This is a genomic window from Streptococcus pluranimalium (genome assembly GCF_047785745.1).
GTDB lineage: Bacteria > Bacillota > Bacilli > Lactobacillales > Streptococcaceae > Streptococcus > Streptococcus pluranimalium_B.
This window is the reverse complement of record NZ_JBLOJT010000049.1, coordinates 1-12,597: the sequence shown is the minus strand read 5'-3', so window position 1 is coordinate 12,597 and position 12,597 is coordinate 1. Positions and strand designations below refer to the sequence as shown.

Here is a 12,597-nt window from a genome sequence, read left to right as displayed (position 1 = left end):
GTAGCTGACATCAACCCACTACAGTTGACAAAGAGCCCAAAAAGAGAGAACCGGAACGATTCTCTCTAGACGTTAATTATAAGTCACCCACTACAGTTGACGAAGAGCCAAAAGTTTTTGGAGATACTAACTATTAGTGTGCCAACATTTCTTGGGCAACTTCGTGACCTGACAAATCAGTTGGGTAGTAAGTTGGCCAGTTTTCAAGTTCTTCAATGAGTGCTTCTTGACTCTCTCCACCAAAGTAAATGTGGAAATGCCCGGCTTCATTTGGACGAATATCATGGTCAGAGAATTGGACATACTTGAATTGTCCAGCATCTTTATCATCAGTTTCAAACAAGAAACGAACCCCACGATTTCCTTTTTCGTAGTTCAAGATTTCATAACCAACATATTTGTACTTGTATTTATGTGATTCACCATTTTGGATGAATTCCATGGTCATTTTCTTACCATCAATATTGATTTCTTCAACGTCTGTTTTATATCCAGTTGTATAGTAGTCTTTATATTCCTTTGCTGACATTTCTGGATTTTTCTTAGACTTGTAATCAAAGACTTCATCTAAAGTACCATCTTGAAGCAATGGGTAAACAGATTGCCACTTCCCTGTCCAGTCTGATAACTTACGGTCTTTGATTTGACTATCTTTAAAGTATCCGTTATAGACTGTCTTTTCAACACCTTTTTCTGGTTCAATATCTTTTCCAGCTTTATCCGTTGTTTTTTGGAGTGCTTTAAGGTTTTTCTCCATTACTGTAATGTAGTTCTCACCTTTTTTCATCTGTTTAGATGTTAAGCTTTCTAAAGGATTTAAAACAGCTGTCTTGACACCCACCTCATCAGCAAGTGTTTTTGATACTTTAGAAGAGGCATTTTCTTCAAAATAAATATAATTGATATCGTATTTCTTAACGTATTTTGAGAGTTGAGCAAGTCGTTTTGCTGATGGTTCTTCTTCAGCTGATACGCCAGTGATAGGGACTTGGTTCAATCCATAGTCAAGAGCAAGGTAGCCAAAGGCAGAATGCTGTGTTACAAAGCTCTTTTGTTTAGCATCTGTCAGTGCATCTCTATATTTTTTATCAAGATCAGAAAGTTTTTTATTATAGCTTTCTGCATTTTTCTTGAAAGTATCTGCTTTTTCTGGGAATTTTTCAGATAAATCATTGGCGATATTGGTTACAAGGATCTGAGAACGTTCCGGCGATAACCAAACATGTGGGTCGAATTCATGCGTGTGACCTTCTTCACCATGATCGTGATCGTGGTCATGATCATGACCACCGCCACCCATTAGAAGCATGTCACCAGTTGCTTTGATGAAATTCTTTCCTTTATTATCAAGAGATTTTTTAACCTTTGGCACCCATGTTTCCATATTGTCATCATCATAAACAAAGGCATCAGCTTTTTGAATTTTAGAAATATCTTTAGTTGATGGTTCAAAATCATGTGCTTCTGTCCCTGCTTTAATCAAAAGACTTACATTACCTTCATCACCAACAACTTGTTTGGTAAATTCGTACATAGGATAGAAAGAAGCAATAACTTCAATATCCTTATCTGCTGCTTGAGCTGGTTGACTATGAGCAGCAAGACCTAGTGAAAATAAACTAAGCAATCCTAGCGAGAGAATGGATTTCTTTTTCATTTCTAACTCCTTTTTATTAACTGGTTTAGTTTTTGCATTACCGGTTAAGTATACCAAACTAAAAATAAATGTCAATAAAAAAATATTTTTTTACTCAGCTCTTTCTTTGAAAGCTAAAATCAAAAATCCCTCTAGAGATTAACTCTAAAGAGATTCTAAATCATAGCTCATCAGCCAATTGATTAATCTTCCTTAAGCGATGGTTAACACCACTCTTGGTCAAGGGAAAATCTAAACTGTCAGCAATTTGTTGCATCGAAAAATCAGGATTAGCAATACGAACTTGGGCAATCTGCTGTAGTTCTAAGGGCAAAGTATCTAAACCAACGGTATCCATAATCTTAATGATATTGTTGATGGTCTTCATGCTTGCACTAATGGTTTTAGCAATATTAGCTGTTTCTGCATTATTGGCACGATTGATGTCATTTCTAGCTTCACGATAGACTTTTACTTCTTCGTAACTTTCTTTAGCTGATTCTGCGCCAACTAAGAGAAGAAAATCCATAATGTCTTCTGCCTTTTGAAGATAGGTCACCGTACCGTTTTTGTGCTCTATAATTTTAGCTTCCAAAAGGAATTTTTGCATCAAGCGTAATAAATCCTCCGCATGATCTTGATAGACGGAAAAGATTTCTAACTGGTAACGTCCTGATTCGGGATCTCTAATGGTCCCAGTTGCTAAAAAAGCCCCTCTTAGATAAGCTCTTCCTAAATCGTCGTCTTTTAAAATCATCGGATTAATGCCTGTTTCAAAGCCAAAAAAGGAATCTGCCAATTGTAAATCTGCCATAATCTCATTAACATCTCGCTCAACAAAAACATTGTAAACGCGATTCTTACGAAGGTTTGTTTTTTGGTGGTATTTAATTTCAGGATGAATCCCGTAATGGCATTCAAAGAGAGAATAGATGTGACGAGCTATCTTAGCATTTTCACTGGTGATGGATAGAGTTAAGCCCTGTCCTGTTAAGCCGATACTACCAGACATCTTGATGATGGCTGACAGTTCTTCTTTATTTTTAGGTGATTGCGTTAATATTTCTTCTTTAACAGTTGTTGTAAAACTCATAGGTATCTAGTCCTTACTAAATCCATTAATTCTTCAACCACTAGTTCACCTTGGTGAAAAGCACCGCCATTTTCCAATCGAAGGAAGTTAGATGAAATCACACGCTTGGCATTATCCCTAAGACCTTTAAAATCATGCTCAACCTGAACCAAATACTCATCAAACTGGTTACTTTTCATATAATCTTGCGGAACTGGTTCAATATTGACCAAAACAGTGTCAATAACATCAATGCCTAAATGGCGATTGAGAACGGCTAGGTGATCCGCATCAGTAAAATGTTCTGTCTCACCATACTGGGTCATGATATTGCAAACATAGGCTACTTCTGCTTTTGTTTCCACTAAGGCTTGACGAATCTCTGGGATGACCAGATTAGGCAAGATAGAGGTAAAGAGGGAGCCAGGTCCAAGCACAATCATATCACTTTCCATGATGGCTTCGACCACTTTTGGACTGGCTGTCGGGATATCATCGTTGTAAGTGTTGGTGACATAGACATAATCAATCATGCCATCGTATTCTGAGATGTGACTTTCTCCGATAACTTCGTGTCCATCCTTGAAGACAGCATGCAGCGTCAATGGGGTAACACTTGACGGGTAAATTTTACCTGTTGTGTGAAAAAACTGTGTCAGAGCCTGCATGGCATTATAGGTAGACCCTTCCATTTCAGAAACACCTGCAATGATTAAATTCCCAAGTGGATGCCCTGCTAAAACGCCATCATTCTCATTAAAACGATACTGAAAAAGTTCCTCATAAAACTTGGGCATGTCACTCATGGCTACTAGTACATTTCGTAAGTCACCTGGTGGTGTTAACTGCATAGCAGAACGAAGTTTGCCTGATGATCCCCCATCGTCAGCTACTGTGACAACCGCTGTGATATCAACATGTTGATGCCGTAGTGATTTGAGAATAACAGGAATCCCTGTTCCACCACCTATAACCGTTATTTTGGGTTTTCTCATGATCGGTTCACCGTTTCCTTACGTCGATCTTTATCACGATGACTTTCATTGACAGGCCAATTATTTAAAAGATTAGCTGATAGACGATGAGCAAAGGCAACGCTACGATGTTGGCCACCAGTACAACCAATCGCGATAGTTAGGACTGATTTTCCTTCTCGCTGATAGCCTGGCAAAATCGGCTCAATCAAATGGATCAAGCGCTGGTAGAAATCTTCTGAAGCTTCTTGAGACATGACATAATCGTAAACCGGCTTATCTAGTCCTGTCTGCTCTCTGAGCTCCACTTGGTAATAAGGATTTGGCAAAAAACGGACATCAAAAACCAAATCAGCATCCAGAGGTAGGCCGTACTTGAAGCCAAAGCTCATGATTTCGATACGGAAATCTGTTTTTTTTGCATTTTTAGCAAATTGATCTGAAATTTCTTTTCGAAGATTGCGTGGGGTTAATTCTGTTGTATCAACGACATTTTGGCTGAGGTTTTTCAGAGGTGCTAAGAGTTCACGCTCTAGGCTAATCCCATCCAAGACACGACCATCTGCAGCTAAAGGATGACTGCGACGCGTTTCTTTATAGCGTGATACCAACTCACCATCCGTTGCATCCAAGAAAAGAATCTTGAAATCAATGGCCTCGTTACTCTCTAAATTGTCAAGAATCGTTGTGATTTCTTTGAAAAAGAGACGACTTCGCATATCGACCACAACAGCAACTCGGCTAGTATCTTCTGACTGTTCTACCAGCTCTAAAAACTTAGGCAGAAGGGCTGGCGGCATATTGTCCATGGTGAAGTATCCCAAATCCTCAAAAGACTGGATGGCTACGGTCTTGCCGGCACCACTCATCCCCGTTACAACAACGAGATCGATTTTCTTTTCAGTCATAGCTTTCCTCCTTTTCGTTTGTATTATTATATCAAATTTTGCAAGTTTTTCAGCTTTCCCCATACTATTATCAAGAAAGCTGTTAGTAATGTCAGATGGTTTTGTCAAACTTATTATCACTCAGCCTGGCTATCTTATCAGTTAAACTAACTAAACTTAAGTCTTTTACAGGAGAGCAACAAGTTCCAAGTCATCTCCACCAAATAGGATTAAAAAGGCTTCAACCTGCTCAATCTTATAAGCCTGTCTAAGAGATTTGGCATATAAGGCCATCTGGTCCTGATAACGAGCAATCATCTGCGAAGCGGTCTTGTAGTGATCCGTCTTATAATCAAACAAAATGATACGGTCGTCAAACAAGAGGTAACCATCAATAATCCCACGAATGACAAAGGATTCCCTACTGGCTAAATCATCTGTCAATATGGCGAACGGCGCTTCTCGATGAAGCTTGTCTTGATTGTTGAGAATCTGTTGACCAAGGTCAGTTTTGAAGAAGGCTTCGATCTTATCTAGCGGTAATTTCGTCACTAACTCTGTTTGGTCAGTCATATCAAGTAAGGTCTGCTTAATAGTCTCTTGACTAAGGTCGGATTTCAAATCCAGGCGTTGCATAAGATTGTGCAGGGCTGAACCCACTTCTGCTGAAGATAAGGTTTTTTGCTCTGAAAAGTCTGGTAAAGCAAAGCTCACAGGCTCTTTAGATACCTGGGACTGACTGATGAGGGCAATATCTGCCTGTTCTTGGTCAATTAATTTGGCTTTTTTAAGCTGACTAGGTGTTCTTAAACTTGGTAGCTCAATACCAGCTTTATGAAGGTCATTGTATTCCTGAACTTGTTTTAAGTTATCCAGAGCCTTGGTAATGTCATTTGATTGGCGATTATCTGTCACATCCATCACATCAAGCGAAGGAGAAACATCAGGGTTTTGAATGGTTCCTGAAGCATAAACAAGGTCGATAGCCTGCGCAAATGCCTGAGGATAGGTTTCTGCCAAAGCTAATAGCCAGGCTTGGAAAGAGCGCATTTTCTCTCGACGTCCTAGGGCTAGTACCGTTTCTTCCGCATCATCCGTGTGATTCCCCTCTTTCTCATGGGCTGTCCCCACGATATAGAGTTTCTTAACCGCCCGAGTCATGGCAACATAAAGCAGACGCATTCTCTCGGATAGACTGGCTCTGAGAACTGCTTCTTTGTTTGTCTGAAAAGGCAAGGTTTCTATGCTAACCTTAAGCGGAAGACTAGACTCACGCGATAGCCTGTCATCATTTGATAAGTCTGCTTGATAAATAATCCCTACACCAGTCTCTTTTTGGGCAATCGCCTTGGCATGCGAGGTCTCTTTGAGGTTGAACTGCTGATCCATATTTAAAACAAAAACATAATCAAACTCCAAGCCCTTACTTTTATGGATGGTCATTAAGCGAACGGCATTTTTAGGAAGGGCGTGAGCAACATCAGCTAGGTCATGCTCCTGATCCAGGATGTGGTCAATCATTGCCACAAAGCGGTTGAGGCCGCGAAAACCTGACTGTTCATATTGGTTGGCTCTTAGGGCTAGACTATATAAGTTAGTTTGTCGTTGTAAACCATTTGGTAGGGCACCGACATAATCCACATAAAAGCGGTCATTGTAGATTTTCCAAATCAATTCGTGAATCAAATGAGTCTTAGAAAATCGTCTCCAAGAGGTTAAATAATCCAAAAATTGAGTAATTTTATGCGCTAATGAGTCTGTAATTAGCTCACCATGATAGCCACTTTTTTTGTCAGCCAAGAGAAGCTTGTCATAGAAATTCATCAAGCTTTGCTTCTGGTCTTGGACAGCAATGCGAGCCAAATCATCCTCATCAAATGAAAACATGGGAGATTTCATTAAGGAAACCAAGGCGTAGTCATTCAAGGGATTGTTAATCGTTCGGAGGGTTTCCAGCATAATCATGACTTCGGTTGATTTGAGGTAATTCATGACCCCATCATCCGCAACCAAGGGAATCCCCGCCTCTGAAAAACGTTTCAAAATGGCAATATTACGTGTTCGAGAAGGGACTAAGAGGGCGATATTTGAAAAATCAAATATGCCATCTGCTTTAGCTTGCAAGGCCTTGATTTCATTGATAACCAAGTCAACCTGACCTTGAGAAACTTCTTCTTGTACCTCGGTCTCCTCTTCTTCAAGTTGTGTCTCCCCTTCTTGCTGGTCATCATAGAGCAAGAAAGTCGTTTTGTAGTCTGGAGTAGCTACCTGTTTTTTGGGGTTTCCAGCAATCAACTCTTGTGATTTATCGTAAGAAATATCTCCCAAATCTTGATCCATAAGGTGACTAAATACAAAATTGACACTATCCACCACTTCTTTGTGACTGCGGAAATTTTCCTTCAAGACAATGAGTTTACCGGCTTGCGGATCATTCTTGAAGAGGTTGAATTTCCCAGTAAAAATAGTCGGATCAGCCTGACGGAAACGGTAAATCGACTGCTTAACATCTCCTACCATAAAGCGGTTTTGCCCATTTGAAAGCAAGTCCAAGAGACGTTCTTGGATAGGGCTATTATCCTGATATTCATCGACCATGACTTCTTCATAATGATTTTGAAAACTTTGTCTAAGTTTCTCGTTTTCAGACAAAATACGGATAGCAGCATGAGCAATATCTGAAAATTCTAAGCTAGATTCACTGATTTTTAAAGCCAAATAACGGTCTGCAAAATCTCCCAAAAAACGCTGTAAGATTTCTAAAAGGGGGAGAGCATTAGGCTGTTCTTGATAAACGACTGAAATCATGGCATAGAGCTGGTGGTACTCTATCAGTTTTGGAAAACGACTCTCCCATTCTTTTTTAGTAAACCATTTATCAAAATGCTCATGTAAAGCTGCTTCTGACTGGAAGAAAGTCTTTTCAAAGTTCGCTTCAGTCGTATTTGCAAGAGTCTCTAACATCACTAGTAACATCTCATCAATCTGGTAGAAAAGGCTATCAAACTGCCCTTTCATGATGTCTAAATCACTGGCTCTGACATCATCAATCATCAAATCAGAGAAACGGTAGTGATCCAAGAAAGTGTCCAGTTGGTATTTTTTCAAGTGTGTACTGGCAATTCCAATCTTGTCTATCTCTGCTACAAATCTAGCTAATTCTTTTTGTTCAATCAAGTTAATCAGATGAGCTGCTTGATTGGCTAACGCTTGGACTTGACTAGATATTTTATCTAGTTTTCCTGCTTTAGTTGTTGTTACTGGACGATGGCAAAGAGCTATGAAATTCTCTTTGGCTGATTGCAGTTCACTTACACTAGCTTGGGTTTGATCCACAGCGATATTGGCATAGCGTACCAGTAATTCTGCTAACTCAGCAAATTCACCCTTTTTACCAAGTACTGTCGCTTTGAAAGCAAACTCTGACATCAAGCGGTTAAGAGTACCAAAGTCTTTTTGATTCAGTGCTCGAATGATTTGTTTATGTTGTGATTGGTAATGGAGCCTCGCCTGATCAAGTTCACTGCGAAGTTTTTCAAGTGCTTTCTCTGGATAATAAGAAGTCGCGATGTATGCCGCTTGGTTGATAAAATGATCTGCCAACCATTTTTTAGGATCATCCGTTGCCTGCATGAAGTTGTGCAACTGATAGACCACTTCACGGAAGACGCGATTAGTCTTTGCTCGACCTGTAAAATTGCGAACCAAATCATTGAAAGTTGTGGACTTATCCTTGTCCAATCGATAAGCTTCAAAGAGCTCACTAAACACCTTATCCTTCAAGAGAAATTGCTCTGTCTCATCTTGTAAAATACGAAAAGTTGGCGAAATACCAACTAAGTAGCCATAGCGTGTGACCAGCTTTTGGGTAAAAGCGTCCATTGTCCCGATGTCTGCTGTCTGAACATTAGCCAACTGTAAAGATAAATGTGCTTGACTATCAGCATTCGCCGCACGACCAAGCGCTTGGCTTAATTTTTTCTCCAAACGCTCTTTCAGCTCGGTCGCCGCCTTTACCGTAAAGGTTGAAATAAAGAGCTGGTCTACACCAACGCCACGTTCAATCATGTCAACGATGCGTTCAACCATAACAAATGTTTTACCTGAACCCGCTGAGGCTGAGACAAGCATGTTTTGACCATGACTATAAATAGCTTGAATTTGTTCTGGTGTGCGTCTCTGTTGTCCTTCAGGCAGTTGGTTTTCTGCTTCGATTAAACGGTCAATATCAACATCTGTTAAATAGGGTTTAAACATGGCGGTCTCCTTTCTCTGATTGATTTTTTTCATGAATTTTCTCTAGTAATAGCTGACGTTTTTGCCTTGGACTATCCTTAATATTTTCTAAAAAACGAGCTTGTCCTAAGTGTAAATCAGCTTCAAATCCCGTCAAGGCAGTCAATTGCTCACCAGCAACCGATCTCCCATCTTGACTATATGGATTGATAGCAAAATGTCCCTTCAAGATGGTTTCAGCCGCCTCTTGATACTGAGATTTTAAGAAAGTGATTAGCTCATCAAGCTCCTCTTCCTTGTAGACGACAGCCTGCTTATTGCGACTGAACTTATAGTTGTCTTCTGGTAAATAAGTCAGAAATTCTTCTCGGAAAAGCCCATCGTAACGCAGTTCTTCCTTGAGCTTTTGAGGAATTTTTCCAAATTCGCTAATATCTTTAAGCGCTAAACTAGGCTCCTGCATCTGCAGATACATGGCTCCGAAATAATCCAAGTGATCAAAGAGAGGCAGTCCTTCCTTGTCTTTGCCTTCTTTCAAAGCTAATAGATAGGTCATCAACTGTGGACTCAAACCATTATAGAATTTTTCCAATTGGAAACGCTGGTGACTTGATTTATAGTCAATAACCCCGTAAGCCAAGTCTTCTGTGCCCGAACGTAATGTATCCACACGGTCAATGAAACCTGAAACTTCTATCGGACGATCTAAACGCGTTTCACTAGGATCCAAAAGAAACTTAAAAGCAGATTCTTGACGACTGACTTGGATGTCCTGCATGTCTTCAAATAAACTTCCCGTCGCCTTGGCGATACTTTCCAATAATTCACGGGAATAAAGACTCTCTTGGTCTTCTTCATAAAGCGTTTGAAAGGCCTTATCTTGCTTGGTTTCCTCTAAAGCTTGTTCCAACTTTTCTTTGAAACTCAAGCTATCTTGGTTAGACAGCGCACGCTCAAAAACCTTGTGTAAAAAATTCCCGTGACTTCTGGCATCCGGATGAATAGAATCCTGCTCACGAAGCCCAAGGATTTTCTCAACGAAATACAGATACTGATTATTGTAAAAACGTGTCAGTGACGACGCTGACAAAGGCAAGGAGGCATCAGCTGGAAAGAGAACCTGCAAGACCTCCTGTGATAGGGGCTTACTGGTCAACTCTTTTGAAATCTGTTCAATCGCGATACCCTTATCCGATAATTCCTTACGAATCACGCGCCCGAGGACGCGCCAGTAGGTCACCTCTTCCTGACTCAGTTTATCCAAAAATTGTGAGCGATTCAAACTGATAAGACGCGCCAAAACCTCCTTGTAAGACCCCAAATCATCCGGTGCGATATCCCCCATGTTTTTTTGTTTGAGTGTTAGGGGAAATCCTAAGTCCTCAACAAGCGTAGTCATGTAGGGTGACATCAGCTCTTGTCCCTCACCTAACAGCTGGGGATAAGATAAAACTAGGCCTTTATCCGCAGCATTTAAGAGAGAAATGGCTACAAAATGATTTTTCTTCAGATTATCACCAGTAACGATATCGAGGCGGCCCTCTCCATCAGTGCTCTCATTAAGCAATTGTCGCTCTTCATCCGAGATGAGACTTGTATTTTGCGAAACCTTAGGAAATGCAGATTGCCCTAGTCCGATAGCATAGACATAAGGAGCTGAATGTGGCTCAATCAAGTCATAAGAACGCACATTCACCACGTTTACCGTGGCTGGGACTGTACGATAATCTGTTGAGGCCATGCCATTTGCTAAAAGAGATATCAACTCTTGCATACTGAGTGTTTCACCTGCAAAGGCCAGTTTTGCCTGTTCCAATAAGCTTGTAAAAACTTTCCAAACTTGCTCATGCTTTTCAACAGCTTCTGGATTGGCCCCGACAGTTAAAACTTGAAAATTCTTGGTTAGCGAGCAGTTGTCAAAGAAACTTAATAAGCCTTGCAGCAGGTCATCAATAGAACCTTCTGTATTTAAGACCGTCAAGGGATTGATGACCTTTTGACGCATCTGATTGAGTTTTTCTAAATCATACTTGTCAAGCTCTTGTTTTTGACCTTGGTCATCTGTCCAAGTTCGGCTGATATTATGCTTGAATGGCTTATGGAATTGACCAACATTGATATCTGCAAACTGACAATACTGCTCAAAAATATCTAAATCATGCTCCTTAAAGTGACCAAAAAGTCCTGTTTTTAAGAGGTTGATGAGATCTTCTCTTTGGAAATAATAATGCAAGACACGCTCAAGACTAATCATGAAAGCTGACAGAGGATGGTTAACCATGGACTCAGCCCGTCCCCAATAAAATGGGATTTCAAATTGTGTTAATAAACGTTCGACTGGCAGTTTATAAGATTTTTCATCCCCTAAAAGAAGGGTAAAGTCTTTATAGTCCGCTCCTTCTTCACGAATTTTACGGCGAATGTCCTTGGCAACAGCTTCAATTTCAACCTTTTGATTGGTAGCTTCCCAAATTTGCAAAGTCTCTTTATCATCATCAGTCCATTTAAAAGTGGCTTCTTGTGGTGAAAAATCGTGACTGGCTTCAAAGGCTACTGATACTTTGGAAAAGGTTGTTTCCTCTAGAGTTTCAGCAAGCAATTCCTCAACTTTGACACCATATCGGCTAGCCAATTCTCTTAAAAATGAAACACTAGCTTCATAGATATTCCCCGATAACAACTGGGCATGATAAGCGCGTTTCGTCGCATAAGCAGCAATTAGCACCTGCTCTGCCTTCTGATTTAAAAGGTCAACCAAGCGCTCTTCTTCTTCTGAAAAACGAGTAAAGCCATCGATAATGAATACAGTATCTTTCAATTGTAAGTCCAGCTTACCTTCAGACAGAGCACGCATGAAAAACTGTAATTTGCTCTCCCCACTCAACTGCTCTAAACTGATAGCGTCCATAAAGTAGCTTAAGATGATCTTCAACTCTGCTACTTTATCGAGGGGATCTGTTTCTGAGATTAGAACATCAAAATCAGCCAGACTCAACTGACTTTTAGCCAATTCTTTATACAAAGCAAGAACTTGCTCAATAAAACCAGGGTCTTTTTTCAAACGTCCAAAGACTGGTAGAGATCGATCAGACAACTGATTCAAGACACGGTAAAGAAGCATGCTTAGACCCGCATCATCCAAATGGCTACTTTCTTTTCTCTTTGGTAGCATAAAATAATTGGGCAATTGCCCAAAGCGCGTCACAATCATCTGAAAAGTCGCATGATTAGGGAGATATTCCAAAACACGACGCTCCTTCTCAAAGGAAAGAGAGTTTGGTGCTATGTAAAAAACACGCTTACCTTGCAGAAGAAACTCTTCTGCTTCTCGCGTCAATAAATCCGTCAAAGAATTAGTTGGATTAGTAAAAAATAACTTCATAAAAACACCTAAAAAAACAAGATACTAAGCCCGAAAAACGGGAAAGTGAAAATAGGAAAGCTAACGAAGATGTCTAACATCTAGGAAGCTTTGTCTTTTGCACACAGCCGTTAGGGCGAGTTCAATTAACAAGATACTAAGGGCGACCTAAAGTGGAAGAAAAATAGGAGAGTGACGCAGTGAGCTTGCACACCAGTCAAGCTATCTTTTTTCAAAAGCTTTACGCCTGTGTTCAATTAATAAGGTACTAAGGGCGAAAAATGATAAAGTAAAAAGAGGAAAGCTAACGAAGATGTAAAACAACTCGGAAGCTTTATCTTTTTCATACAGCAGTTAGGCAATCTAAGAACCTGTATTCACAAAGTTATAAAGCCCTTAAAAGACGATTAATGTATGATAGTTTGACAAAG

General features: G+C 40.1%; 6 protein-coding genes. All 6 read right to left on the bottom strand.

The features are described from left to right. Window positions 1-133: 133 nt before the first annotated feature. Window positions 134-1,657, bottom strand: coding sequence for a metal ABC transporter solute-binding protein, Zn/Mn family (locus ACMZ6U_RS06425; RefSeq protein WP_416107246.1), 1,524 nt, complete (start codon window positions 1,655-1,657; stop codon window positions 134-136). A gap of 160 nt (window positions 1,658-1,817) precedes the next feature. Then, on the bottom strand, window positions 1,818-2,729 hold the full coding sequence (whiA, locus tag ACMZ6U_RS06420) for a DNA-binding protein WhiA (protein WP_416107244.1): 912 nt from the start codon (window positions 2,727-2,729) through the stop codon (window positions 1,818-1,820). Further along, window positions 2,726-3,703 (bottom strand): YvcK family protein, encoded by a 978-nt coding sequence (locus ACMZ6U_RS06415; RefSeq protein ID WP_416107242.1) that lies wholly within the window; start codon window positions 3,701-3,703, stop codon window positions 2,726-2,728. The genes whiA and ACMZ6U_RS06415 overlap by 4 nt, the downstream gene beginning before the upstream one ends. Next, window positions 3,700-4,590, bottom strand: a complete 891-nt coding sequence (gene rapZ / locus ACMZ6U_RS06410) for an RNase adapter RapZ (protein WP_416107240.1) — start codon at window positions 4,588-4,590, stop codon at window positions 3,700-3,702. The genes ACMZ6U_RS06415 and rapZ overlap by 4 nt, the downstream gene beginning before the upstream one ends. A gap of 165 nt (window positions 4,591-4,755) precedes the next feature. After that, a complete protein-coding gene (gene addA / locus ACMZ6U_RS06405; RefSeq protein WP_416107238.1) occupies window positions 4,756-8,826 on the bottom strand; it encodes a helicase-exonuclease AddAB subunit AddA in 4,071 nt (1,356 codons plus the stop codon). Continuing rightward, window positions 8,819-12,187 carry an ATP-dependent nuclease subunit B gene (gene rexB / locus ACMZ6U_RS06400; RefSeq protein WP_416107236.1) on the bottom strand — a complete coding sequence of 1,123 codons (3,369 nt, stop codon included), beginning with the start codon at window positions 12,185-12,187 and terminating at the stop codon, window positions 8,819-8,821. Before rexB ends, addA begins: the two co-directional genes overlap by 8 nt. Window positions 12,188-12,597: the final 410 nt, after the last annotated feature.

Excerpts from the sequence above, each read along its gene's own strand:
- ACMZ6U_RS06425 (WP_416107246.1), bottom strand. The coding sequence starts at position 1,657 with ATGAAAAAGAAATCCATTCTCTCGCTAGGATTGCTTAGTTTATTTTCA.
- whiA (WP_416107244.1), bottom strand. The coding sequence starts at position 2,729 with ATGAGTTTTACAACAACTGTTAAAGAAGAAATATTAACGCAATCACCT.
- ACMZ6U_RS06415 (WP_416107242.1), bottom strand. The coding sequence starts at position 3,703 with ATGAGAAAACCCAAAATAACGGTTATAGGTGGTGGAACAGGGATTCCT.
- rapZ (WP_416107240.1), bottom strand. The coding sequence starts at position 4,590 with ATGACTGAAAAGAAAATCGATCTCGTTGTTGTAACGGGGATGAGTGGT.
- addA (WP_416107238.1), bottom strand. The coding sequence starts at position 8,826 with ATGTTTAAACCCTATTTAACAGATGTTGATATTGACCGTTTAATCGAA.
- rexB (WP_416107236.1), bottom strand. The coding sequence starts at position 12,187 with ATGAAGTTATTTTTTACTAATCCAACTAATTCTTTGACGGATTTATTG.